This is a genomic window from Neisseria sp. SLRRB23 (genome assembly GCF_050896295.1).
Classification (GTDB): Bacteria; Pseudomonadota; Gammaproteobacteria; order Burkholderiales; family Neisseriaceae; genus Neisseria.
This window is the reverse complement of sequence record NZ_JBPBFH010000009.1, coordinates 1-25,973: the sequence shown is the minus strand read 5'-3', so window position 1 is coordinate 25,973 and position 25,973 is coordinate 1. Positions and strand designations below refer to the sequence as shown.

21 protein-coding genes and 1 pseudogene are annotated in these 25,973 nt (G+C 53.2%); 13 read left to right on the top strand and 9 right to left on the bottom strand.

The window, feature by feature from the left end; all coding sequences use genetic code 11:
• Positions 1–440 precede the first annotated feature (440 nt).
• From ACRPFF_RS03490 to ACRPFF_RS03475, 4 genes are all read left to right on the top strand, one after another.
• The gene (locus ACRPFF_RS03490; RefSeq protein WP_118997717.1) at positions 441–1,238 is read left to right on the top strand and encodes an ABC transporter permease; all 798 of its coding nucleotides are present in this window, start codon (positions 441–443) and stop codon (positions 1,236–1,238) included.
• Positions 1,238–1,930 (top strand): ATP-binding cassette domain-containing protein, encoded by a 693-nt coding sequence (locus ACRPFF_RS03485; RefSeq protein WP_432673796.1) that lies wholly within the window; start codon positions 1,238–1,240, stop codon positions 1,928–1,930. The genes ACRPFF_RS03490 and ACRPFF_RS03485 overlap by 1 nt, the downstream gene beginning before the upstream one ends.
• 311 nt (positions 1,931–2,241) lie before the next feature.
• Positions 2,242–2,856: a CadD family cadmium resistance transporter gene (locus ACRPFF_RS03480; RefSeq protein WP_263341071.1), complete on the top strand. Its 615-nt coding sequence runs from the start codon at positions 2,242–2,244 to the stop codon at positions 2,854–2,856.
• Between the two features lie 188 nt (positions 2,857–3,044).
• Complete coding sequence (locus ACRPFF_RS03475; protein WP_432673795.1) at positions 3,045–4,142, top strand: NnrS family protein; 1,098 nt, start codon at positions 3,045–3,047, stop codon at positions 4,140–4,142.
• Positions 4,143–4,187: 45 nt separating this feature from the next.
• Here the strand turns inward: ACRPFF_RS03475 and ACRPFF_RS03470 are convergent, their stop codons facing one another.
• Positions 4,188–6,377 (bottom strand): primosomal protein N', encoded by a 2,190-nt coding sequence (locus ACRPFF_RS03470; protein WP_432673794.1) that lies wholly within the window; start codon positions 6,375–6,377, stop codon positions 4,188–4,190.
• A 40-nt stretch (positions 6,378–6,417) separates the two neighbouring features.
• A complete protein-coding gene (locus tag ACRPFF_RS03465; RefSeq protein ID WP_432673793.1) occupies positions 6,418–7,086 on the bottom strand; it encodes a hypothetical protein in 669 nt (222 codons plus the stop codon).
• Between the two features lie 253 nt (positions 7,087–7,339).
• Here ACRPFF_RS03465 and ACRPFF_RS03460 point away from each other — a divergent pair, with 253 nt between their 5' ends.
• Complete coding sequence (locus tag ACRPFF_RS03460; protein WP_304673557.1) at positions 7,340–8,122, top strand: DsbC family protein; 783 nt, start codon at positions 7,340–7,342, stop codon at positions 8,120–8,122.
• Between the two features lie 417 nt (positions 8,123–8,539).
• On the opposite strand, the gene ACRPFF_RS03455 is transcribed toward ACRPFF_RS03460, so the two are convergent.
• Positions 8,540–10,474 carry a MacB family efflux pump subunit gene (locus ACRPFF_RS03455; RefSeq protein ID WP_432673792.1) on the bottom strand — a complete coding sequence of 645 codons (1,935 nt, stop codon included), beginning with the start codon at positions 10,472–10,474 and terminating at the stop codon, positions 8,540–8,542.
• Between the two features lie 70 nt (positions 10,475–10,544).
• Positions 10,545–11,717, bottom strand: coding sequence for a MacA family efflux pump subunit (locus ACRPFF_RS03450; RefSeq protein WP_432673791.1), 1,173 nt, complete (start codon positions 11,715–11,717; stop codon positions 10,545–10,547).
• A 225-nt stretch (positions 11,718–11,942) separates the two neighbouring features.
• On the opposite strand from ACRPFF_RS03450, the gene ACRPFF_RS03445 reads away from it, so the two are divergent.
• Positions 11,943–12,332 carry a type IV pilin protein gene (locus ACRPFF_RS03445; protein ID WP_314169668.1) on the top strand — a complete coding sequence of 130 codons (390 nt, stop codon included), beginning with the start codon at positions 11,943–11,945 and terminating at the stop codon, positions 12,330–12,332.
• A gap of 93 nt (positions 12,333–12,425) precedes the next feature.
• On the opposite strand, the gene smc is transcribed toward ACRPFF_RS03445, so the two are convergent.
• Positions 12,426–15,911 carry a chromosome segregation protein SMC gene (gene smc / locus ACRPFF_RS03440; protein ID WP_432673790.1) on the bottom strand — a complete coding sequence of 1,162 codons (3,486 nt, stop codon included), beginning with the start codon at positions 15,909–15,911 and terminating at the stop codon, positions 12,426–12,428.
• Positions 15,912–16,159: 248 nt separating this feature from the next.
• Between smc and lpxH the strand changes: the two genes are divergently transcribed.
• Both lpxH and ACRPFF_RS03430 read left to right on the top strand, forming a co-directional pair.
• Entirely contained in the window at positions 16,160–16,882 is a 723-nt protein-coding gene (gene lpxH, locus ACRPFF_RS03435) for a UDP-2,3-diacylglucosamine diphosphatase (protein WP_432673818.1), read from the top strand.
• 268 nt (positions 16,883–17,150) lie between these two features.
• A complete protein-coding gene (locus ACRPFF_RS03430; RefSeq protein ID WP_096107983.1) occupies positions 17,151–18,737 on the top strand; it encodes an L-lactate permease in 1,587 nt (528 codons plus the stop codon).
• Between the two features lie 167 nt (positions 18,738–18,904).
• On the opposite strand, the gene ACRPFF_RS03425 is transcribed toward ACRPFF_RS03430, so the two are convergent.
• Entirely contained in the window at positions 18,905–19,108 is a 204-nt protein-coding gene (locus ACRPFF_RS03425) for a zinc-finger domain-containing protein (protein ID WP_118816680.1), read from the bottom strand.
• Between ACRPFF_RS03425 and ACRPFF_RS03420 the strand changes: the two genes are divergently transcribed.
• Both ACRPFF_RS03420 and ACRPFF_RS03415 read left to right on the top strand, forming a co-directional pair.
• Entirely contained in the window at positions 19,109–19,258 is a 150-nt protein-coding gene (locus ACRPFF_RS03420; protein ID WP_019273134.1) for a hypothetical protein, read from the top strand.
• Positions 19,259–19,339: 81 nt separating this feature from the next.
• Positions 19,340–20,533: an amino acid aminotransferase gene (locus ACRPFF_RS03415; protein WP_432673789.1), complete on the top strand. Its 1,194-nt coding sequence runs from the start codon at positions 19,340–19,342 to the stop codon at positions 20,531–20,533.
• A 505-nt stretch (positions 20,534–21,038) separates the two neighbouring features.
• Here ACRPFF_RS03415 and hemC read toward each other — a convergent pair.
• Positions 21,039–21,974, bottom strand: coding sequence for a hydroxymethylbilane synthase (gene hemC / locus ACRPFF_RS03410; RefSeq protein ID WP_432673817.1), 936 nt, complete (start codon positions 21,972–21,974; stop codon positions 21,039–21,041).
• A gap of 118 nt (positions 21,975–22,092) precedes the next feature.
• On the opposite strand from hemC, the gene ybeY reads away from it, so the two are divergent.
• Positions 22,093–22,608: an rRNA maturation RNase YbeY gene (gene ybeY, locus ACRPFF_RS03405; protein WP_196428760.1), complete on the top strand. Its 516-nt coding sequence runs from the start codon at positions 22,093–22,095 to the stop codon at positions 22,606–22,608.
• Position 22,609: 1 nt separating this feature from the next.
• Positions 22,610–23,434: an HlyC/CorC family transporter gene (locus ACRPFF_RS03400; RefSeq protein WP_432673788.1), complete on the top strand. Its 825-nt coding sequence runs from the start codon at positions 22,610–22,612 to the stop codon at positions 23,432–23,434.
• Between the two features lie 65 nt (positions 23,435–23,499).
• On the opposite strand, the gene nhaC is transcribed toward ACRPFF_RS03400, so the two are convergent.
• Together nhaC and ACRPFF_RS03390 are read right to left on the bottom strand one after the other, a co-directional pair.
• On the bottom strand, positions 23,500–24,879 hold the full coding sequence (gene nhaC / locus ACRPFF_RS03395) for a Na+/H+ antiporter NhaC (protein WP_432673787.1): 1,380 nt from the start codon (positions 24,877–24,879) through the stop codon (positions 23,500–23,502).
• 690 nt (positions 24,880–25,569) lie between these two features.
• Positions 25,570–25,848: pseudogene (locus tag ACRPFF_RS03390) on the bottom strand (TCP-1/cpn60 chaperonin family protein); the annotation flags it as partial.
• 54 nt (positions 25,849–25,902) lie between these two features.
• On the opposite strand from ACRPFF_RS03390, the gene ACRPFF_RS03385 reads away from it, so the two are divergent.
• On the top strand, positions 25,903–25,973 hold a 71-nt coding region (locus tag ACRPFF_RS03385), incomplete at its 3' end, for a hypothetical protein (RefSeq protein WP_432673816.1).

Genomic DNA, 25,973 nt, shown 5'->3' with positions numbered 1-25,973 from the left:
GTTATAGTGGCGTAGGTCGGATTCTTGAATCCGACATTTCGGTTAAACGGGGCTGTCGGATACGAGTATCCGACTTTGTATATCGGAACTCCCGTATCATAGCAACAAACCGTCCTGCCGCCACCCGCATCTGACCAAGGCAGTAGCTACTTTTTTCAGACGACCTATCAGATAACAGTCGGAACAATACACCCAAAGCAGTCATTCCCACGTAGGCAGGAATCCAGTCCTCGATATTGCAGGAATGTTTTAAAATTGCAGCAACGTCAAACTTGTGGATTCCCGCCTACGCGGGAATGACGGCGGGTGGTAACTGTGGGGCAGACTCCGGCATCCGACTTTACGGCATAGCTGAACAAAGCTGTCGGGTACAAGTATCCGACCTACCGTTTTTAGACGACCTGCATTTTTAGACATAACGACAAACCAACACCCAAACCATGATTAAAACCGACAAAATCCGCAAACCGCAGCCTGCGGTGTTTTACATCATCGACTACCTTTGGAGCGGCTTTGCCGGTCTGGGCGTGGCGATGGTGGTGGTGGCGTTATGGGCGTGGGGCAGTGCCGTGTTCGGCGAGTTTATGCTGCCTGCGCCGGTGGAGGTGTTTCAAAAGTCGTTTGATTTATTGAAACATTTTCAGGAAAACGAAATTGGGATTTCTCTATGGCGGTCGGTGGTGGGGATTTCGGTTGCGCTGGTAGCGGGATTGGCGGCGGGGCTGGTGGCGGGCAGTTTTAAGACGGCGATGGCGTTGCTTAAGCCTGTGATTACGGTTTTGTTGGCGATGCCGCCGATTATTTGGGTGGTGATGGCTCTGTTTTGGTTCGGTTTCGGCAATCCGAGCGTGTTGTTTACCATCATTGTGTTGGTTGCGCCGCTGACGTTTGCGAGTGCGGCGGTCGGGATGGCGAGCGTGAACAAGCAGCATGAGGAGTTGTTTGACGCTTACAAATTAGGCCGTCTGAAAAAAATCCGTTATCTGTATATCCCGCATCTGACGGGCTATGTGATTTCCAGCATCGGCGTGGCGGTGGCGATGGGGGTAAAGGTGGTGATTATGGCGGAACTCTTGGGCGCGAGCGAAGGCGTGGGTGCGCGGATTGCGGACGCGAGGGCGATGCTGGAGACTTCGACGGTGATGGCTTACGTGGTGTTGGTTATCGTGTTTGTGTCGCTGTTTGAATACCTGATTACCAAGCCTTTGGAAATTTTGTTTATGCCGTGGAGAAGATGATGCTCTGTCTTGAAAACGTGCGTTTTGAAATTCTCCGCGATCCCATCGTGCGCGATTTCAGTTTGAACCTGCAACATGGCGAAGTGAAAGCCTTGTTCGGGCCGAGCGGCTGCGGCAAGACGACGGTTTTGCGGCTGATCGCGGGCTTGGAAACGCCGAAATCGGGCACGATACGCAATACTTTCCGCAAAACGGGTTTTCTGTTTCAAGAAAACCGCCTGCCGGAAAACCTGACCGCGATGCAGAATATCGCGATTTTTATGGACAAACCCGATGAAGGCGAAATCATCGCACTGGCGGCGAAAGTCGGGCTGACTGCGGGCGATTTGAACAAATATCCGACCGAATTGTCCGGCGGTATGGCGAAACGGGTGGCGTTTTTGCGCCTGCTGCTGTGCGGCTGCGACCTTGCTTTACTGGACGAGCCGTTTGTCGGTTTGGACCGCGATTTGCGCGATATTTTGGTTGCCATGCTGGTGGAGAAAATCGAGCGGCAGGGCATGGCTTGTATGCTGGTAACGCACGACCGCTTCGAAGCCGCGCGCCTGAGCCGCGAGATTATGTTGCTCTCCCCGAAAGGCATGAACGTGCAAAACGTGATTACCCTGCCTACGCCGCTGTCCGAACGCGATTCGGCTTTTGAAGAAGCCGTGGTGGCAAGAGAGTTTCAGGGGATTCATTATTATGAGTGATAGGAATTTAAATTTCTGACAAACCTTGCGGTTCGTTGCCCTCTCACTAACCCTCTCCCACGGAGAAAGGGGATCAGGTTTCTCAAAATCAGAGAGCCGTAGAATTGGGAATCAGATGTCAGGTAAACCTGAAAATGTTCAGGCTCGACAGCCCAATTCCCTCTCCCCGCGGGAGATGGCTAGGGAGAGGGTAAGCAAGCCGCAGGCTTGCCTCTTTAGCGAAAGATACGAATCTGTTATCCGAACGCGATTCGGTTTTTGAAAAAGCCGTGGTGCCAAGGGGGCAGGGGATTTTCATTATAAGGTGCTTTATGTTTTCGACTGTGATTACTGCTTCTGTTTTATATATTGCTACAGCAGTAGATTTGTTGGTAATACTATTAATATTTTTTGCTAGAGCAAATACTAGAAAAGAATATCGAGATATTTATATCGGACAATATTTAGGTTCTGTAATTTTAATATTAGTTAGTTTATTTCTAGCTTTTGTTTTGCATTATGTTCCGGAAAAATGGGTGTTGGGTTTATTAGGTTTAATACCGATTTACTTAGGTATTAAAGTTGCTATTTACGACGATTGTGAGGGCGAAAAAAGAGCTAAAAAAGAATTGGATGAAAAAGGGTTGTCAAAATTAGTCGGTATTGTTGCTTTGGTTACAGTTGCTAGTTGTGGTGCAGATAATATTGGACTTTTTGTTCCTTACTTTGTGACTTTAGATCTTGTCGACTTATTAGTTACTCTTCTTGTATTTTTAATATTGATTTTTGTTTTAGTATATACAGCACAAAGATTGGCTAATATTTCAGGTGTTGGTGAAATTGTAGAGAAGTTTAGTCGTTGGATAATGGCTGTTATTTATATTGGTTTAGGATTATTTATTATTATTGAAAATAATACAATTCAAACAATAATATCAATAATATGAATGATACGGGAGTTTGAGTATCTGACAAATCTTGCGGTTCGTTGCCCTCTCCCTAGCCCTCTCCCCGTGGGAGAGGGCTAGGGAGAGGGCAGGCAAACCGCAGGCTTGCCTCTTCAACAAAAGATACAGACCTGTCCGCCCAATAAATCCATATCCGAAAACATCTTCATACAGAATCAAGCCAANCCATGAATAAATTTTTCACCCACCCCATGCGGCCGTTTTTCGTCGGTGCGGCGGTGCTTGCCATACTCGGCGCGTTGGTGTTTTTCATCAGCCCTAGTGCCGTCATTTTGCACCGCCAAATCTTCTTAGACCTCATGCTGCCTGCGGCATACGGCGGTTTTCTGACTGCCGCTATGCTTGAATGGACGGGCTATCAAGGCCGTCTGAAACCTGTCGCTACTTTGATGGCGGCATTATTGCTCGCCGCATCCGCCATACTGCCCTTTTCGCCGCAAACTGCCTCGTTTTTCGTTGCCGCCTATTGGCTGGTGTTGCTGCTGTTCTGCGCCTGGCTGATTTGGCTCGACCGCAACACTGACAACTTCGCCCTCTTAATGCTGCTTGCCGCGTTTACCGTTTTTCAGACGGCATATGCCGTCAGCGGCGATTTGAACCTGTTGCGTGCGCAAGTGCATCTGAATATGGCGGCGGTCATGTTCGTATCCGTCCGCGTCAGCGTCCTTTTGGGCACGGAAACCCTGAAAGAATGCCGTCTGAAAGACCCCGTATTCATCCCCAACGCCGTTTATAAAAACATCGCCATCACCTTCCTGCTGCTGCACGCCGCCGCCGAACTTTGGCTGCCCGCGCAAACCGCCGGTTTTACCGCGCTCGCCGTCGGCTTCATCCTGCTCGCCAAGCTGCGTGAGCTTCACCATCACGAACTCTTACGCAAACACTACGTCCGCACTTATTACCTGCTCCAACTCTTTGCCGCCGCAGGCTATTTGTGGACAGGCGCGGCGAAATTGCAAAACCTGCCCGCCTCCGCGCCCCTGCACCTGATTACCCTCGGCGGCATGATGGGCGGCGTGATGATGGTGTGGCTGACCGCCGGACTGTGGCACAGCGGCTTTACCAAGCTCGACTACCCTAANCTCTGCCGCATCGCCGTCCCCATCCTCTTCGCCGCCGCCATCTCGCGCGCTGTTTTAATGAACGTGAATCCGATATTCTTCATCACCGTCCCCGCGATTCTGACCGCCTCCGTGTTCGTGCTTTATCTGTTGACGTTCGTACCGATCTTTCGGGCGAATGCGTTTACGGGCGACCCAGAATAAAAATGCCGTCTGAAACGGTTTCAGACGGCATCGGATTGCCAATAATCAAGTCTCCTGCGGATCGACATCCACCGACCATCTGATTTTGCCGTCGCGGTTTTGCTGCAACACCTGCACCCACAAACTCACGGCGCGGTGCAAATCCTGTCGAGATGTCGATTCGAGGAAAACTTGCGCACGTTCGCGTTCGGCAAGGCGCACCATCAGCATGGGGGCGGCGCCGAACTGGGAAACGCTTGCGGGCAACAGCGGGGCGAGGGTTTCTTTGGCGGCGTTGAGAAATTCCATCGCATCGGCAACACGCGGCGCATCGGCGCGGACAGCAATCTGAAAACCAAAGGGCGGCATGGCGAACATTTGCCGCTCGTTCAATTCGTTTTCGGCGAACACAGCGTAGTCCTGCGCTTTGACGGCGGCGAAGACGGGATGTTCGGGCAGTTGGGTCTGTATCAACACCTTGCCGGGTTTGTCGGCACGCCCCGCCCTGCCGGACACTTGCATCAGCTCGGCAAACAGCCTTTCTGGCGCGCGAAAGTCCGCGCTGTACAGGCTGCCGTCGGCGTTCAACACGATAACAAGGTTGAGCCGCGCAAAATCATGGCCTTTGGCGAGCATCTGCGTGCCGACCAGAATGTCGATTTCGTTGTCGGCGATACGGCGGTACAAATCCGCCCAGTCATTTTTGTGCGCGGTGCTGTCCCTGTCGACGCGGACGACGGCGGCCTTGGGCAGGAAGGCACGCAGGGTTTCTTCGACGCGCTGCGTGCCGTGGCCGACGGCGGTCAGGTCTTGATTGCCGCAGTCGGGGCATTTGTACGGGATGGGTTCGCGGTGGTCGCAGTGGTGGCAGCGCAGTTGACGGGAGCGTTGGTGCAGCACCATTTTGGCGGAACAGTTCGGGCAGCCGAAGGTATGGCCGCAGTCGCCGCAAAACAGCGCGGGCGCGAAGCCGCGCCGGTTGAGGTACACCAGCGACATGCCGCCTGCTTCAAAATTCTGTTTCAAAAGCTGCAAGGCTTGCGGCGAGAAGCCGTTGTCAAGTTTCAGACGGCCTACGTTGAGGATTTCCACTTGCGGCAGTTGTGCTGAAGCATGGGCGCGCTCGGTCAGTTGCAGCAGGCGGTACGCGCCACTTTGCGCCTTGTGCCAGCTCTCCAAGCTGGGCGTGGCACTGCCCAACACGACGGGGCAGCCGCTCTGCTTCGCCCGCCACACCGCCAAATCGCGGGCATGATAGCGCAATTCGTTGTCTTGTTTGAACGAGCCGTCATGTTCCTCATCGACCACAATCAGCCCAACATCAGGCAAAGGCGTGAACACCGCCAGCCGCGTGCCGATGACCAATTTCGCCTGCCCTAACATAGCGCGCAGATAATCCTGCGTGCGCCTGCCTGCCGCCATCTGGCTGTGCAACACGGCGGTCGGTACGTCAGCAAAACGGTCTTCCACCCGTTTTAAAAGCTGCGGCGTGAGGTTGATTTCGGGCAACAAAAACAACACCTGCCGCCCCTGCGCCAACACTTTCGCCATCGCATCGAAATACACCTCGGTCTTGCCGCTGCCGGTGATGCCGTACAGGAGAAACGGCTGGAAGCGTCCCAATGCCGTCTGAATGGCATCGGAAGCCTTCTGCTGGTCAGCATTTAATACAAATTCAGAGTGCGAAGCCTGCCCGTGGTACGATCTCAATACAGGTTTCGCCGCTTCCGTCGTTTCAATCCAGCCTTGTTCAGCCCAATCCTCAATCAATTTCGCCGCCTGCGCGTTTACCTGCTTCAACGCCGCCATCGTCATCCCGCCCGACAGCAGTGCGTCCCACAGAGCCGCTTTTTTGTTGAACCGCGCCGGCGGCGGCGTTTGCGCCCTGCCCGCTTCGTTCAGNGCGTAAAACAACGGCGGCTGCGGCATTTCCACCGCGCGCGTTTCCTTCAAACCCTGCGGCAGCGCGGCAAACACCGCCTGCCCCGTCGGATAGTGGTAATAACGCGACGTAAACGAGAGCAAATCACGCCAGCTTTCAGGCAGCGGCGGTTCGTCCGAAAAGGCCGTCTGAACGCTCAAAATCCGCGCCGCATCCATATCGGGCGCAATATCCGTTTCCCACACCATCCCGACAACAGTTTTATTGCGAAAAGGCACAAGCACCCGCGTTCCCTGCGGCAGCGGCTCGGAATAGGAATAAGTCAAAAGGCCGTCTGAAAGCGGCACGTTTACGGCGATGCGGTGGTAGATCATGGTGTGTAAAAATGTTTGAGGCCGTCTGAAAAAACGGAAGTTATTTGCACAAATACAAACAGTCTTTACCTAAAGTAAAGCCGTAACCCTGTTTCCACAAATCGAAATAAGGACGGAGAAAATCGCTGTCAGGCTTGTTGCGGTAAAGCGGATATTGCAGATAGGCGGACAGGTAATAATCGCAATTTATAGAATAATAGGCTTCGTCCAACACTTGTTCGGGGCTGTTGTCATCCGTATTGCCCGTCTGCCATTCGCCAAATACCTCTCCCAACAAATCCCGAGTATCGTCAAACTCTTCCGCAGGCTCACCCAAACGTATCTGTTTAATCGCTGCCAAGGCTGCAATCAGCTCTTCGTCTTCAACAAAGCGGGCAAATTCGCGCAACCCTTCCAACAAACGCTCACCCGTCTGTCTTACTTCTGCCTCATCTTGCGCAGGCGGGCAGAAATAGCCGGGAATATAGCCGCCGTCGAAGATTTCTTGGTTGTGTTCGGTAGTGCTTTGATACACAGGCATAATGCGCGCCAGCAATTCTTGTCCCTTTTCCAAAGGTTCAAACACCGCAGCCACGCCTTCTCCGTCGGGCATAAAACCTTGAAACAAACCGTAGAAATAATCTTCCCAGCCATTATATTTATCTGCTGCCTGCGGCTCTTCGCCCAGCAGCTTAAACAGATATTCAGCGTATTCTTGTTGGTTCATCATTTTTCTCAAAGTGTCGATAAAATCTTTCAGTTGCCCGCAGCAAATCTTTCAGACGACCTCAAGCGGCACTAAAGTCCGCTTAGCCATATATTTACAGCGATGCGGTGGTAAATCATACAAGCAGGCAAATCATTTTTTGCGTATTTTAACAGCCGGAAGCTATTTTCAGACGATAAATTGAGCCTCGGCGCAATGCAGGCGCAACAGAGGTTTGATACAATGCCGCTTTTCCAACACGCGCAGTCATCTTTATATGAAAACCAAGTTAATCAAAATCTTAACCCCCTTTACCGTCCTCCCGCTGCTGGCGTGCGGTCAAACCCCAGTTTCCAATGCTGCCCAAACGCCTGCAACCGCGCAAAAACCGGCACAGGGCAATGTTGCCGAAAACCTCAAAGCACGCCTTGAAAAAGCCTATGAAGCCCAAGACCTAAAAGTCTTGAGTGTTGGTGAAACACCGATTCAAGGGCTTTACGAAGTCGTTATCAGCGGCAAACAAATCATCTACACCGACGCTCAGGGCAACTATATGATTGTCGGCGACCTTATCGACATTAATTCCCGCCAGAGCCTGACCGATATGCGCGCAGCCGATTTGAACAAAATCGATTTCGCCTCCCTGCCTTTAGATAAAGCGATTAAAGAGGTTCGCGGCAGCGGCAAGCTGCAGGTTGCCGTCTTCTCGGATCCGGACTGCCCGTTCTGCAAGCGTCTGGAACACGAATTCGAAAAAATGACCGACATCACGATTTACAACTTCATGATGCCGATTGCCAGCCTCCACCCGGATGCGGAACGCAAAGCACAAATCCTTTGGTGCCAACCCGACCCTGTCAAAGCATGGACAAACTGGATGCGTAAGGGTCAGTTCCCGAACGGTAGCGGCGACTGTGAAAATCCGGTTGCGGAAACCACTTCCTTGGGCGAACAGTTCGGCTTCAACGGCACGCCGACCGTCGTTTTCCCCAACGGACACACTCAAAGCGGCTACAGCCCGATGCCCCAGCTGGAGGAAATCATCCGCAAAAACCAATAATCCATCCGCAAAACAAAAGGCTTGGAAAATTCCAAGCCTTTTTTGCGGAAAATGCCGTCTGAAAACCAATCCGCACTGAAAGCCAACAAACACATCCTAACCCATTGAATAATTGAAAATAATGAATCGAACAATACGAAACCCCGCCGCCGTTCCCACGCGGGCGGGAATCCGGAATATTGAGTTACCGTGATTTATCCGAAACAAGCAAAGCCGAACGAACCGGATTCCCGTCTTTACGGGAATGACGGGATTTGAGCGTTGTGTGCAATCATCGGGAAAACGGAAACCCACGCCGCCGTCATTCCCGCGCAAGCGGGAATCTAGAACGTAGAATCTAAGAAACCGTTTTGTCCGATAAGTTTCTGCTCCAAAATGACCGGTCCGGCAGCTTCAGACGGCATCTTTGTTCCAACCTCAATCCTGTGCCAATGCGTCTATCGGATTGAGTTTGGCCGCCTTGTTGGCGGGCATAAAGCCGAACGCGATGCCGATTCCGGTCGAACAGGCGACCGCGCCGATGACGGACATGGCGGAAATGTCCATCGGGAAGTCGGTTACAAAATGATTGAACACGAGGCTGACGGCGGCGGACAAACCTACGCCGACCAAACCTCCGATGACGCAGATTAACACCGCCTCAATCAAAAACTGCTGCAAAATATTGCCGCGCCGTGCGCCGATTGCCATCCGTATGCCGATTTCTTTGGTGCGCTCGGTAACGGACACCAGCATAATGTTCATCACGCCAATGCCGCCGACTACCAATGAAATCAGGGCGATGGAGGAAATCAGCAGCTTCATCGTGCCGGTGGTGCTTTCGACCATCTGCCTGATGCTGTCGCTGTTGTTCATAAAGAAATCTTCCGTGCCGTGCCGCGCTTTGAGTAGATCGGCCAGCCCTTTTTCGGCAACCTGGGTATTGGCATTGTCTTTGATTTTGACGGTGATGGAGTTGGTGTGGCTCTCGCCTGTGATTTGGTGCATCACCGTCGTATAGGGCGACCAAAGCATCAGCACGTCGGAATTGCCGAAAGCGTTTTCGTCTTTTTTCATCACGCCGATGACGGTCAAGGGGCGTTTCCTGAACAAAATGGTTTTACCCAACGGATCCGAATCCGCAAAGAGTTTGTCTTTGACATTTTGGTCGATGACGACGACTTGCGCGTCTTCTTTCACATCGTTTTCGTCAAACAGCCGCCCCGTTTCCAGCTTCAGCCCGCGCACGTCGAAATATTGTTCGCCCACGCCGTACAAAGAAGCGGTCAAGTCGGTATTGCGGTAAGTCAGCGTGCCGCCGCCCGAAGTCATAGGCGTGGCGGAAGCAACGTAGCTTTGTTTGGCGATGATTTTTGCGTCGTCTATGGTCAGGGTTTTGATTTTGCCGCTGCGCCTGTCGCCGAAGCCGCGCCCGGGAAAGATGCTGATGGTGTTCGTCCCCATCGAACTGATGTCTTCAAGGATTTTTTTCTGCGAACCGTTGCCCAATGCAACGACGGAGACAACCGAAGCGATACCGATGATGATGCCGAGCATGGTCAGCAGCGAACGCATTTTGTGCGCCAATACTGCTTGCACCGACATTCTGAAGGCTTCGACAAACTGGTCGTAATAAAACGACCACGAGGCTTTTTCCTGAATCCTCCCGACCTTGCTTGTGGGGATTTCGGGATTTTTCGAGGTGTCGGAAATGATTTCGCCGTCCCGGATTTCGATGACGCGGTTGGCGTTGGCGGCGATGCCGGGGTCGTGCGTGACCATAATGACGGTATGCCCCGCTTCGTGCAGCCTGCGGATGATTTCCATCACGTTTTTGCCGCTGACGGTATCGAGTGCGCCTGTCGGCTCGTCGGCGAAGATGATTTCGCCGCCGTTCATCAGGGCGCGGGCGATGGAGACGCGCTGCTGCTGTCCGCCCGAGAGTTCGCCGGGCTTGTTGCCCTCTTTGCTTGCCAAACCCAAATCCTGCAACAACTTCTCCGCCCGCGCGGAACGCTCTTTGCCGCCCATACCCATATACACGGCTGGCAGCGCGACGTTGTCCCTTGCGGTCAGCGAGCTTAAGAGGTTGTAGCGTTGGAAGATGAAACCGAAGCGTTCGCGGCGCAATGCCGCCAGTTCGTCAGGCTGCATTTTGGCAGTTTCGATGCCGTCGATTCGGTACGAACCGGAACCGGCGGTATCCAAACAACCGAGTATGTTCATCAGCGTGGACTTGCCCGAACCGGACTGCCCGATGATGGCGACAAAATCGCCCTTCTCTATCGACAGGCTGATGTCTTTCAAAATATGGACGCGGTTCTCGCCGCTGCCGAAATAGCGGTTGATGTTTTTACATTCGATCAAGCTCATAATATTCCGTAAATCAGTATGATAAATGCCGTCTGAAACCGTTTCCGTGTTCAGACGGCATATTCGTTTATCAGCGTGGCGGGCCGCCCATGACGCGTTCGCTGCTTTCCTGTTGCTCGGCGGCGGTCATTTCGGAGATAACCACTTTGTCCCCCTCTTTCAAACCGCTTTTCACTTCGGTATTCATACTGTCTTTCATACCGGTCCGGATTTCGCGTTCCACCGCTTTGCCGTCTGCGCCCAACACGCGTACGAACGCCTTGCCGCCGCGATTTTTCACGGTCAGCGACGGAATAAGCAACACATTTTTCACACCGTCGATTTCAACCGTATTCTGCGTCGTCATCCCCGTGGCGAGTTTGCCGTCCGGATTGGGCACAAACGAACGGGCATAATAATAGACCGCATTGGAAGCCGTATCCGTACTGCTGTTGTAGCCGCCCGACGACATCGTGGTCAGCCCGGGGTCGACGCTGTCGAGNTTTGCCTTAATCGGCGTATCCGGTTCGGACAAAATCGTAAACGAAATATCCTGCCCCGCCTTCACCTTGGTAATATCGCCCTCGGCAATCTGCATTTTGTTCAACATCATATCCAAATTGGCAAGCTGGATAATCGTCGGTGCGGACTGCGCCGCGTTCACGGTTTGCCCTTCTTCCACGGGAATCGCCACCACCGTGCCGTCCATCGTCGCGGTAATGCGCGTATAGCCCAATTCCGACTCGGCGGTATTGATGGAAATTTTGCTCTGTCTGATTAAAGCCTTCAGCTCGGCAACATTGGCTTTGGCGGCGGCAAGCGCATCCTGCGCGCTTTCCAAATCTTCTTTAGAGGTCGCATCATCCTTCCACAACGCCGCCTGGCGTTTGTATTTCTTCTCCGCGCTGCCCAATGCAATCTGTGCCGACACCAGCTTCGCCTGATACGTTTCCAATTTGGATTTTTCCATATTGAGCGTGTTGGTCTGCGTGGTCGAATTGATTTCCGCAATCAAATCGCCCTTTTTGACCTGTTGTCCGAGTTTGACATAAAGTTTCTTAATCTGCCCCGATGCCTGCGCGCCGACCGATACCAGATTCGACGGCGAAATCTCCCCTGTCGCAGAAACCGTCCGGATGATGTCGCCGCGCCTGACCGTTTCCGTAATATAAGAAACCTGCGGCTCGGGCTTCAGATAAGACCATCCGCCCCAAACCGCCGCCGCGACTGCCGCAACAGCCGCCCATTTCATCATTTTTGCCATATTTTCAATTCTCTGTATGCGCCAATCTCATAAATCGGAAGCGGATTCTACCGCAAGTCCCTGCCCCATCCAAGGAGGCAAACTGCCGACAATAAAAATAACCATTTGTTTTAAATGGCTTATACAATCTGCTTTCCCTAAAATTTCAATCCATTTACATATTCCGCCATTTCCGATACGGCGTTATAATGCCGTCCGCAAACAACCAAATGGAAACACATTGCTATGAAAAACGTTCAAAAAGGCTTCACGCTGACCGAGCTGCTGATTGCCGTCGTCATCCTCAGCATCCTGACGCTCATCGCCTACCCCTCCTATAAAACCTACACCCGGCGCGTCCGACTGACGGAAGTCAGGACGACTCTGCTGCACAACGCGCAGACCATGGAACGTTACTACCGCCAAAAAGGAACGTTTGAACACTACAATCAGACGAAACTGGAACAAAACGAATATTTCGATATCACTTTAAGCGAAGTCAGCCCCGACCATTTCACCCTTAAGGCAACGCCCAATCCCACCACCAACGACGGTGAAACCTGCGTCGTTACACTCAACGACGGCGGTATCATTGCCGCTTCCGGTACAAACCAATCCTGCCCCAGCTTCGACTGACCGGCTGTTGCAGTCGGCATTGTGCCTAAACCATCTATAGAAATGCCGTCTGAACGCTGTTCAGACGGCATTTCTTGCATCCCGATACGCCTTTCAAACGGATTCCGCCATTTCCAATGCCTGCTTGATGTCCACGGCAACGACGCGCGATACGCCTTTTTCCTGCATGGTTACGCCGACGAGCTGCTCTGCCATTTCCATGGTCAGGCGGTTGTGGGAGATGTAGAGGAACTGGGTTTGCGCCGACATTTCTTTGACCAGGTTGCAGAAACGCGAAGTGTTGGCATCGTCTAGCGGAGCGTCGACTTCGTCCAAAAGACAGAACGGAGCGGGGTTGAGGCTGAACAGGGCGAACACGAGGCTCATGGCGGTGAGGGCTTTTTCGCCGCCGGAGAGAAGGTGGATGGTGCTGTTTTTCTTGCCAGGCGGGCGCGCCATGATGGACACACCGGCGGTCAGTAGGTCGTCGCCTATCATTTTGAGAGTGGCTTCGCCGCCGCCGAACAGGGTCGGGAAGAAGGTTTGGACTTTGCCGTTGACGGCGTCGAAGGTTTCTTTGAAACGCGCTTTGGTTTTGTCGTCGATTTGGGCGATGGCTTCTTCCAAAAGGGTAATGGCGGCCTGCACGTCTTCGCTTTGGCTGCGGTAGTAGCCGTCGCGTTCGCGCGCTTCTTCGAGTTCTTGCAGGGCGGCGAGGTTGACGGCGCCGAGGGCTTCGATTTGCTGGGTGAGGCTGCCGATGCTGTTGTTCAATACTTTCGGCGATTCTTTCGCCAAGGCTTCGAGCGCGTCCAAATCGGCGGCACGTTCGGTCAGGTTTTGATGGTAGCGTTTGGCGTTAATCAAGGCTTCCTGCTGCTGCAATAGGGCGGTTTGGGTGGCTGCCTGAAGCTGCGGCAGCTTGGTTTGCAGGGTTTGTACGCGGGCGTATTGTTCCCTACCCTGCTCCTGAATCTGCGCGAGTTTGTCCTGCACGGCGATGTACTCTTCATCTAAAGTTTGTACGACTTCGGTCAGCTCGTCGAGCTTGATGTGCTGCTCGTCGTTTTGGAACTCGGTTTCATAGGCTAGGGCAAGCTCTTGCTGGCGTTCCTGCCAGTCCAGGGTTTGCTGTTCGAGCTGGGCAATTTGCTGTTGGTAGTTTTGTTTTTGCTGGTTGAGCTTGTGAACGGCGACTTCGGCAAGCCCGTATTGGCGGTTGGCTTCCAACAGGGCAAGCTGCGCCTGTTTCAGACGACCTTGCTGCTCTTGGCGGCTGTGCGCGGTGGTTTGCTGTTGGTGTTCGAGTTCGGCGGCGGCTTCCTGCAAAGTGGCGATGTCATCTGAAAGCCCGTCGGACGTGTGTTGCAACACGGTTTGCTCTTCTGCCAATTGCGCCAGTTCACGGGCGATGTGTTCGCGGCGGATTTGCCCTTGGTTGGTGCGCGCTAGAAGTTCGGCGGCGCGTTGCTGCGCCTGACTGTATTGGCGCGTGTGCTGCTGTTGCTGCTGCATCAGGTTTTTGTGCTGCACTTCGGACGAGCGCACGGCGGCATCCGCCTGTTTGAACGCGGCTTCGGCGGCGGAGAGTTCGGGGGCGAGGTTTTCCAGTTCGGACGCGATGCCGTCGAGGCGCGCTTTTTGGGCAATCAGGCTTTCCTGCGCCGGTTTGGCATAGAGCAGGACGCTGACTTTGTCGACCTGATGGCCTTCGGGCGTAAGCCAGATTTGGTGTGCGCCCAAATCGTTTTGATGTGCGAGGGCGTAGCTCAAATCGGGCGCGCACAATACGCCGTCGAGCCAGTGGTGCAATGCCGTCTGAAACGGCGGCTGCGCTTGGATTTGGTTCAACAATGCCTGTACGGGCAGGGATTTTTTGATGCCGCCGGAGAGGCCGTCTGAAAGCCATGCCGCCCGCCCCTGCGGCAAAGGCGCGGGCGGAACGAAGCCAGACGGTACGCTGCGGGCGTGTAGGCGTTCGGCAAGGATGACGGACAGGGCGTGCTGCCACTCAGCAGGCGCGGTGATGTGTTGCCACAGTTGCGGCGCGGCGGTGTGGCCGGTTACCTGCCAGAAGTCGGCGGCTTCCTGCTGTTGCGACAGGATTTGCGACAACGCCTGCTGCTGCGCCTGCAAGGTGATGTGTTGCTGCTTCAGGCTTTGGAAGCGGTTTGAGGCCGTCTGAAACGCCTCACGGGCGGCATGCAAGGCTTCTTCGGCGGCGATGATTTGTTCTTCGTAATGCTCTTGCTGGCTTTGCAACAAGGCAGCGGCCTCCTGCGCGGCGGCGGTTTCGGCTTCGTCGGGCAGGGTCAGGGCTTGGTTTTCCTGTTTCAGACGGCCTTTGCGCTCTTCGTGCTTGGCAACGGTTTGTTCGGCATGGGCAAGCTGCTGCTGCTTCAACGCCAGTTCGCGGCGGATGCGGTTTGCCTCGTCCTGCTGGGTTTGGAAGGCGGCGTTGAGCGTGGCTTGGGCTTCTTCCAATTCGGGCAGACGCTCCTCGTGTTCGGCAACCTGCATCGCCCATTCCGCCAGCTCGGTTTGTTTTTCTTCGACCTGCAACTCGTTTTCTTCAAGCTGCACGCGGATTTGCTGCTGCTCTTGATGAATACGCTGCAACTGCGCCTGCGCCGCCTGCTTGTCGCGTTCGATGCGTTGGTGCAGGTTTTGCTGATGGCGGATTTGTTCTTCCAAACGGGCAATCTGCTCGCGCAACACGCCGCGTTTGTTGCTCAATTCATGCACTGCCTGCTGCTGCGACTGCTCGGCGGTCTGCAAGGCGTGTACTTCGTCGTTTAACGCCTGTACCTGCGCGGCGGTTTCGTCCTGCTGCGCCTGCAAAGACTGATGCTGCGCGGTCGCCTTGTCGGCGGCGGCAAGCGATTGCTGCCATTGGGCGTAATCGAGCAAATCCTGTTGTTGGTTCAACTGCGCGGTCAGGGATTGGTAGCGTTCGGCAGTTTCCGCCTGTTTCTCCAGCTTTTCCACCTGACGCGCCAACTCGTTCTGCAAATCGCCCAAACGCTGCAAATGCTCGCGCGTGTCTTTCAGACGGCCTTCCGTCTCCTTGCGGCGTTCCTTATATTTGGACACGCCCGCCGCTTCCTCGATGTAGGCGCGCAACTCCTCCGGCCGCGCTTCGATGATGCGCGAAATCATCCCCTGCTCGATAACGGCATAACCGCGCGCACCCACGCCCGTACCTAGAAACAAATCGGTAATGTCGCGGCGGCGCACGGTCTGATTGTTGATGAAATAAGTCGATTCGCCCTGCCGCGTCAGCTGCCGCTTGATGCTCACCTCGGCATACTGCCCCCACACCCCCTGCAAACTGTGGTCGCTGTTGTCAAACACCAGCTCCACCGAAGCCCTCGGTGCAGGACGGCGCGTTGCCGCACCGTTAAAAATCACGTCCTGCATACTCTCGCCACGAAGCTGCTTCGCCGAAGCCTCGCCCAACACCCAGCGCACCGCGTCAATCACATTCGACTTGCCGCAGCCGTTCGGCCCGATAACCGCGACAAGCTGCCCCGGAACATGAATCGTGGTCGGGTCGGTAAAAGATTTGAAGCCGGAGAGTTTGATGTGGGTCAGGCGCATAATGGTCGGAAAAAATAAAAAAGAAGCGTATTTTAACGGAAATCCCGCCGCACCACCCCATATCTTTTCGGCAAAACCTTACCGCATCCCGCACCCGCGATGCCGTCTGAAGCCTTCAGATGGCATTTTTAACGCGCCCGAACCCCGGTTCCGCCAACGCCCGATGCTTGGCGCGGCATTTGCCGTATTGCCCCGCCGCCGGGCGCGTTATAATCCGCCACTACATCCGCCCGATTGGAAAGCAACCTATGAAACCCGCCTATTTCATTTCCGACCTGCATTTGAGCGAAAAGCACCCCGAACTGACCGCGCTGTTGCTGCGTTTTTTACGTTCTGCCGCCGCCGGGCAGGCGCGGGCGGTTTATATTTTGGGCGATTTGTTTGATTTTTGGGTGGGCGATGACGAAGTTTCCGAGTTGAATACTTCGGTTGCGCGTGAAATCAGGAAATTGTCCGACAAAGGCGTTGCCGTGTTCTTTGTCAGGGGTAACCGCGACTTCCTGATTGGTCAGGATTTTTGCCGGCGTGCGGGCATGACGCTACTGCCGGATTACTCGGTTTTGGACTTGTTCGGCTGCAAAACCCTCATCTGCCACGGCGACACATTGTGCACCGACGACAAGGCATACCAACGTTTCCGCAAAATCGTGCATCGGAAGCGGCTGCAAAAACTGTTCCTGATGCTGCCCCTGAAGTGGCGCACACGCCTTGCCGCCAAAATCAGGCGTGTCAGCAAAATGGAAAAACAGGTCAAGCCCGCCGATATTATGGATGTCAATGCCGCCTTTACCGCGCGGCAGGTTCGCGCCTTCGGTGCGGAAAGGCTGATACACGGACACACTCACCGCGAGCATATCCATCACGAAAACGGCTTTACCCGCATCGTTTTGGGCGACTGGCATAACGACTATGCTTCAATCCTCCGCGTGGACGGGGACGGCGCGGTATTCGTGCCGCTGGAAAAATGCTGAAAATGCCGTCTGAAGCCTTTCGGGCGGCTTTTTTTACACGCCCCTTTCCCACACTCCCTCCGCCGCATCATCACCATCCTTAACCCGCATTAATAACCATTATCGATAAAATGCTTGACCGATTACATAAGATTACGTAAAGTGTGCAAACGCATAATAATTGGTCTTACCAATTTATCTTTTAACCAAAATATCGGGTGTGCGGGATTTGAACGTCTTTCCAAACCTCGACGCGCCTTATGATGCAAATGCCTAAAAAGGATTCGTTATGGCACTTTTCCTCAGCATATTCCCCATCGTCCTGCTGATTTGGCTGATGGTGAAAAAAAACAGTATGCCTTCCTACGTCGCGCTGCCGATTACCGCAGTGCTGATTTACGCCATCAAACTTTTCTACTTCGGCGATGCGGGAATGCTGCTCAACGCCACCGCCGCTTCCGGCCTCGTCAAAACGCTCACGCCGATTACCGTGATTTTCGGCGCGATTATGTTCAACCGTATGATGGAAACCACGGGCTGCATCGATGTCATCCGCAAATGGCTGGCGACCATCAGCCCGAACCCCGTAGCGCAACTGATGATTATCGGCTGGTCGTTTGCCTTTATGATTGAAGGCGCATCCGGTTTCGGCACGCCTGCCGCGATTGCCGCGCCGATTCTGATGAGCTTGGGCTTCAATCCGTTGAAAGTGGCGATTTTCACTTTGGTGATGAACTCCGTCCCCGTCTCTTTCGGTGCGGTCGGTACGCCGACTTGGTTCGGTTTCGCACCGCTGAACCTGAGTGCCGAAGACATACTCGCCATCGGCAGGCAGACCGGCGTGATGCACTTCTTCGCAGGTTTTGTCATCCCCGTTATCGGCTTGAGTTTTATCGTACCTTGGTCTGAAATCCGCAAAAACTTGGGCTTCGTCGCCATTGCCGTTTTCTCCTGTACCCTTCCCTATGTCGCATTGGCAATGGTCAACGAAGAATTTCCTTCTTTGGTTGCCGGCGCAATCGGTCTGATGTTTTCCGTATTTGCAGCTAATAAAGGCTGGGGCTTGAGCAAAGACCACGCCAAAGACCCGAATGCCGAAAAAGTGCCGTTCGCCCAAGTCGCCAAAGCACTCGCCCCTTTGGGTATGCTGATCGGCATGCTGGTGGTTACGCGCATCAAACAGATCGGCATCAAAGGCATTTTGACCAGCAAAGAAGAATGGTTCAGCTTCCAACTGCCGTTTGATTTGTCCAAAATTACCGTCAGCGACTCCCTGACGATTACCTTCGGCAATATTTTCGGACAAGATGTCAGCGCGTCTTACCAAACGCTGTACGTCCCCGCTTGGATTCCGTTTGTCTTTACCGTTTGGATCTGCATCCTGCTGTATAAGACCAAATTCAAAGATGCTTGGACGATTTATGCCGTAACCTTCAATCAAACCAAAAAACCGCTGCTTGCCCTGATGGGCGCGCTGATTATGGTTCAGCTGATGCTGGTCGGCGGCGATAATTCGATGGTGAAAATCATCGGTAAGGAATTTGCCGCAATGGCGGGCGAACACTGGGTTTATTTCTCGCCGTATCTGGGCGCGATCGGCGCGTTCTTCTCCGGCTCCAACACCGTGTCCAACCTGACTTTCGGCCCGATTCAGCAGCAAATCGCCTTGGATACCGGCCTGTCCGTTACCCTGATTCTGGCGTTGCAATCCGTCGGCGGCGCGATGGGCAATATGGTGTGCCTCAACAACATCATCGCCGTATGTACCGTATTGGACGTGAAAAATTCCGAAGGTGCGATTATCAAGAAAACCGTTATCCCGATGGCGATTTACGGCGTGATTGCCGTCGTCACGGCAATGATTTTCTTCCTCTAGGCGAAACGCCGCCATCCATAGCGGCAGCACGCGGGGAACGGAAACCGCCGTTCCCCGTCAGAGCGGCGCGTCGGGCAGAATCCCGGTGCCGGAACAGCCCACCCTGCCAAACAAATGCCGTCTGAAACCGGAAAAGGCTTCAGACGGCATTTTTCCGCCGTTTGCATTCAGGCGTAATGATGATGCGGCATCTTGCCGTCAAGTCGGTAGCGCGTGCCGCAATACGGACAAGAAACGCTGCCCGATTCTCCTTCGCCCAAAGGCAAAAACACTCTCGGATGTCCGTTCCACTGCTCGTTGTCCGGACCCGAGCAATACAGCGGCAGATTTTCCGGCAACACGGAAATTTCCTGCGGATTCAGATTGTCCATTTGATTTTCCTTTGCGTGGTTGGCGTGCGCCTATTTTACGCCATCGGCAGGCTAAAGGATATTGCCGAAGCCGCCGAACAAGACCTGCCCCTGCTTGCAGAACACATCCTGTCAAACCGGACGGCATTCGCCCATATCGGGCAGGCGTGATTGCGTCTGTTTCCAGCCCGTGTAAAACAGCGTAAAATCGGCAAACCCGAATAACCTTCCGTCCCCATCAAGGAGCAAGCTATGTTCTTCAAGCACATCGAAGCCGCCCCCGCCGATCCGATTCTCGGTTTGGGCGAAGAGTTCAAAGCCGAAACCCGCCCCGAAAAAGTCAACCTCGGCATCGGCGTGTACAAAGACGCATCCGGCGCGACACCCATTGTCAAAGCCGTCAAAGAGGCTGAAAAACGCCTGTTGGAAAGCGAAACCACCAAAAACTACCTCACCATCGACGGCGTTGCCGACTACAACGAGCAAACCCAAATCCTGCTGTTCGGCAAAGACCACGAAATCATCGCCAGCCGCCGCGCCAAAACAGCGCAAAGCCTTGGCGGTACAGGCGCATTGCGTATTGCGGCCGAATTTGCCAAACGCCAGTTGAACGCGCAAACCATCTGGATTTCCAATCCGACCTGGCCAAACCACAACGCCATTGCCAAAGCGGTCGGTATCCAAGACAAACCTTACCGCTACTATGATGCCGCCAAACACGGTTTGGATTGGGACGGCATGATTGAAGACTTGGACCGGGCGCAAAAAGGCGACATCGTCCTGCTGCACGGCTGCTGCCACAACCCTACCGGTATCGACCCTACGCCCGAACAATGGGAAACTCTGGCAAAACTTTCTGCCGAAAAAGGCTGGCTGCCGCTGTTTGACTTTGCCTACCAAGGCTTCGGCAACGGTTTGGAAGAAGATGCCTACGGCTTGCGCGTGTTCTTGAAACACAATACAGAATTGCTGATTGCCAGCTCTTATTCCAAAAACTTCGGTATGTACAACGAACGCGTCGGCGCGTTCACTTTGGTGGCCGAAGACGAAGCAACCGCCGCCCGCGCCCACAGCCAAGTCAAAACCATCATCCGTACCTTGTATTCCAATCCGGCCTCACACGGTGCGAACACCATTGCGCTGGTGTTGAAAAATGATGATTTGAAAGCACAATGGATTGCCGAACTCGATGAAATGCGCGGCCGCATCAAAGCCATGCGCCAAAAATTTGTTGCGTTGCTCAAGACCAAAGGTGCAATCCAAGACTTTGATTTCATTATAGAACAAAACGGTATGTTCTCTTTCAGCGGTCTGACTCCCGAACAAGTCGACCGCCTGAAAAACGAGTTTGCCATTTATGCCGTCCGCTCCGGCCGAATTAATGTTGCAGGCATTACCGACGACAACATCGATTATCTGTGCGAAAGCATCGTGAAAGTACTGTAAAAGCACAGCCATATGAAAATGCCGTCTGAACCTTAACCAGTTCAGACGGCATCTGTTTTTTGTTAAAAAACAATAAACTATAACAATTTCAAACAAGCTAAAAACATCTATAAAATCAACCCAATATGATGAACTCAAATAAAAAATACGAATATCATCATTCTCAAATTCAAAATTTGAACGCCACAGTATTATCCGAAGCCACAAAAACCTTTCCGCCGTCATTCCCGCGCAGGCGGGAATCTGGAAACCCAATGCTGCAAGAATTGATTAAAAACAACTGAAACCGAGCAAACTGGATTCCCGCCTGCGCGGGAATGACGAAATAAGGCAAGTAAAACTGATGAAACAAACTAATTAAAAACAATAACTTATATTATTTTCTTTATAGTGGATTAACAAAAATCAGGACAAGGCGACGAAGCCGCAGACAGTACAGATAGTACGGCAAGGCGAGGCAACGCCGTACTGGTTTTTGTTAATCCACTATAAATTTTCGATAAAATCAATTTTCCGTATTCAATACTGCCTCAATCAATTCCCGCGCACCGTCGTCCGCCAATTTCTTAGCAACTGCGCGTCCGAGCGCGTCGGCGTATTCGGCAGGTGCTTGCGCGTCCGCCTGCAAAATGACCGAACCGTCGGGGTGTCCGACCAAGCCGCGCAAGGTCAGCAAGCCGTTTTCTTCCGTGCAATACGCGGCCAGCGGCACTTGGCAGCTTCCGCCCAAAGCGCGCGCCAACGCACGTTCGGCCGTAACGCAAGCATTGGTAACGCCGTGGTTCAAGGGTTTCAAAACTTCGTACAAATCTTCGCGGTGCGCTGCAATTTCAATACCCAATGCGCCTTGTCCGGCTGCAGGCAGGCTGTCGGATTCCGACAAAATCATGCGGATGCGTTCATCCAATTCCAGACGCTGCAAACCGGCGGCAGCCAAGATAATTGCGTCGTATTCGCCGTTATCGAGTTTGGACAAACGGGTTTGCACATTGCCGCGCAAAGGTTTGATAAGCAAATGCGGATAGCGCGCACGCAACTGGGCTTCGCGGCGCAGGCTGGATGTGCCGACGATCACGCCTTTGGGCATTTCTTCCAAACGCGCGTATTGGTTGGACACAAACGCGTCAAACGGATTGGCGCGTTCGCCGATGGCCGCAAGCGCAAAACCTTCAGGCAAATCCATCGGTACGTCTTTAATCGAATGCACGGCCAAGTCAGCGCGCCCGTCATATAAAGCCTGTTCCAACTCTTTGACAAACAAGCCTTTACCGCCAACCTTTGACAAAGTTCTGTCCAAAATCTGGTCGCCGCGCGTGGTCATGCCCAAAATCTCGACTTCGCAATCGGGATACAGGGCTTTCAGACGGCCTTGGATATGCTTTGCCTGCCACATGGCAAGCAGGCTTTCGCGACTGGCGATAACGAGTTTTTTCGGGTTCATAATGGTTGCCTGAAAGATGGAAAACGGCATGAAGTCTATCATATTTTGGGCGTTTTTTCAGACGGCATGAGGGTGAATATGTTATATTTACACCTAAAAACCCAATTTTCTGGACAACATGAAACGCGCCAAACAATATCCTTTTTTATCCTTACAGCGGCAACGTTTTCATCTGAACTTTGAAAACGCTTCTTCCGCCGCCAACCTTCCAAGCGAACGCGATTTCTACCGCTGGGCGTGGTCTGCCTTGAAAAACGAATACCGCCGCGCCGACATCAGCCTGATTCTTCTGGACGAAGAAGAAGCCCGCGCCTACAACCGCGACTATCGCGGCAAAGATTACGCCACCAATGTATTGAGTTTCGCGCTCAACGAAGGCGAAATCCTGCCCGACCAGTTTTCAGACGGCCTGTATGGCGATTTGGTGATTTGCCCGCAAGTGGTTTTGAAAGAAGCCGCCGAACAAGGCAAAACACCCGAGCAGCATTTTGCCCACCTGACCATACACGGTACTTTACACCTGATGGGCTACGACCACATCGAAGACGATGAAGCCGAAATAATGGAAGCCGAAGAAATCCGCCTGATGCTGACGGCAGGCTTCCCCAACCCCTACCAAGAGGACGAATATTAAAATGGACGGTACGCAGTCGAAACCCAAGTTTTTCGAACGCCTGATCTCCCGACTTGCCGGCGAGCCCGACTCCGCCGAAGACGTATTGACCCTGCTGCGCCAAGCGCACGAGCAGGAAGTTTTTGACGCCGACACACTGACCCGGCTGGAAAAAGTATTGGACTTTGCAGAGCTGGAAGTGCGCGATGCGATGATTACGCGCAGCCGCATGAACGTATTGAAAGAGAACGACAGCATCGAGCGCATCACGGCCTACGTCATCGAAACCGCCCATTCTCGCTTCCCCGTTATCGGCGAAGACAAAGACGAAGTTTTGGGCATTTTGCACGCCAAAGACCTGCTCAAATATATGTTCAACCCCGATCAGTTCCACCTCAAATCCATTCTCCGTCCCGCCGTCTTCGTGCCCGAAGGCAAATCGCTGAACGCGCTTTTAAAAGAATTCCGCGAACAGCGCAACCATATGGCAATCGTCATCGACGAATACGGCGGCACGTCGGGTTTAGTTACCTTTGAAGACATCATCGAGCAAATCGTCGGCGACATCGAAGATGAGTTTGACGAAGACGACAGTGCCGATAATATCCACGCCGTTTCTTCCGAACGCTGGCGCATCCATGCGGCTACCGAAATCGAAGACATCAACGCCTTTTTCGGTACGGAATACAGCAGCGAAGAAGCCGATACCATCGGCGGCCTGGTCATTCAAGAGTTGGGACATCTGCCCGTGCGCGGCGAAAAAGTCCTTATCGGCGGTTTGCAGTTCACCGTCGCCCGCGCCGACAACCGCCGCCTGCATACACTGATGGCAACACGCGTAAAATAAAGTTTGCCCATAAAACAAATGCCGTCTGAACCCGATACGGTTTCAGACGGCATTTTCCCAACCGGCTACTTCCTGCTCAAGGTCAGCCCCGTCCAGCCGAACAGAAGCGTCAAAGCCAAACTCAAATAACAGAAAAAGGCATAAGGCAGATATTCCCAGACCGGCACACTCAGCGCATGGCTGATAAATACGCCGCACACGCTCCACGGAACAAGCGGGTTAATCACCGTACCCGCATCTTCGAGCGTACGCGATAGGTTGCGGGAATGTAGTCCGAGCTTATCGTAAACGGGTTTGAATGTTTCACCCGACAACAAAATACTCAAATATTGCTCTCCAATCAGGAAATTGACCCCGACCGAAGTCATAGCAACGCTGAACGTCGCGCGCCCGGCATTCGTCAAAAAGCTGCGGACGGCATCCAGCAAGGAAGGAATCGCGCCCAGCGCAAACAACAGCCCGCCCAAACTCATACCGAGGATAACAATGGTCTGCGTAAAGAACATGCTCTCCAAGCCGCCGCGCGAAATGAGTTTGGCGATGTCTTTAAACGCTTCGCCTTCGAGTTTGTAGCCGCCGTAAAACCACGCGCCGAGCTGACGCAGATCGGGCGTACTGTGCAGATAAGTTACCGCAACGGCAACCATGACGGTAAAGAGCATGGCGACGACGGCATTGACGCGCATCAATGCCAAAACGACCAACAGTGCAAACGGAATCAGCGAATAGCCGTGCACCAATCCCGTGGCTTCAAGCTGGCTGCGGAAGGATTCGACGCTGCCCATATCGTATGCGGCGACATTCGGCAAAAGCCAAAGCATCAGTGCCGCGCTGATAAGCCACGCGGGGATGGTGGTGTACATCATGTTTTTGATGTGCTCAAACAGGTCGATACCGACGATGGACGCGGAAATGCCCGTCGTATCCGAAAGCGGGGACATTTTGTCGCCAAAAAATGCGCCCGAAACAATCGCGCCCGCCGTCATCGCCATATCGGCCTGAAACGCCGCCGCCATCCCCATAAAGGCAACGCCGACCGTAGCGCAGGTGGTCAGGCTGCTGCCGATGGACACGCCGATGACGGAACACAGCGCGAAGGCGGAAAAATAAAAATAAGTCGGGGAAATCAGTCCGAAACCGTAATACATCAGCGTCGGAATCGCGCCGCTCATCATCAGCGCGCTGACCATCAGCCCGATGAAGAAAAACAGGTAAATCGCGCCCATACCCTGATTCAACGCACCTATCATCCCTGCCTGCATATCGTTGTATTTCAAACCGCGCGCCAAGCCGTACAAAATCAGCACGACGATGGCGGCAATAATGGACATATGCGGCAGCCACTCCAATGAAATGATGGTATAGCCCATCGCGGCAATCAGAGCGACGACGACGGCAAGTGCCTCACCGCGCGGCATATCGAGTAAGGATTTGAAAGCAAACATGATTCTTTGCCCGATTTGATATAAAGTTAACGGATTCTAACACACCATACCGAATCCGCCCGACGTTTTCAGACGGCATTTTAGCGTTTTACAAAAGCCGGGCAGAAACAAAACGGCAATTTTCTCGATTTAAATTAATTTTTTTGAAATATAATTTTTTATTTTTTTGTTTGTTGGCATATAAGACTTTTATGAATTGAAGTATAGTGGATTAAATTTAATCCACTATAAATTCGTCATTCCCGCAAAAACAGAAAAACAAAAACCTAAAATCCCGTCATTCCCGCGCAGACGGGAATCCGTTTTTTTAAGTCTCGGTTGTTTCTGATAAATTCTTGCAGCTTTGAGTTCCTAGATTCCCGCTTTCGCGGGAATGACGGCGGAGAGGTGCTGTTTTTCCGATAAATTCCTGCCGCTCTTCGTTTTTGGGATGGCGGGAAATATAGCGGATTAACAAAAATCAGGACAAGGCGGCGGGCCGCAGGCAGTACGAATGGTACGGAACCGGTTCGCCCGGTGCTTGGGCGCCTTAGGGAACCGTTCCCTTTGAGCCGGGGCGGGGCAACGCCGTACCGGTTTTTGTTNATCCGCTATACTTTTAAGGTTTGCGCCTTAGCCGCACTTATTCGCAAAAAAACCGCACGGCGTTGACCGTGCGGCTTGTTGTCTGAAGGTTTCAGACGGCATTGCTTACATCATGCCGCCCATACCGCCCATTCCCCCCATATCGGGCACAGCCGGTTTTTCTTCAGGGATTTCGGCAATCATGCAGTCGGTCGTCAGCATCAGACCGGCGATAGACGCGGCGTGTTGCAGCGCGGAACGGGTTACTTTGGCAGGGTCGAGTACGCCCATTCCGATCATGTCGCCGTATTCGCCGGAGCCTGCGTTGTAACCGTAGTTGCCTTTGCCTTCCAACACTTTGTTCACCACCACGCTGGGTTCGCCGCCTGCGTTGGCAACGATTTGGCAAGGCAGTCGCTGTCTTTGTTTGAAAACTTCGGCTTCCGCTACACCGGCCCCGTGGACGGTCATAACGTCGAGCATCTGGTTGACGTATTGAAAGACTTGCGCAGCCGCAAAGGTCCGCAACT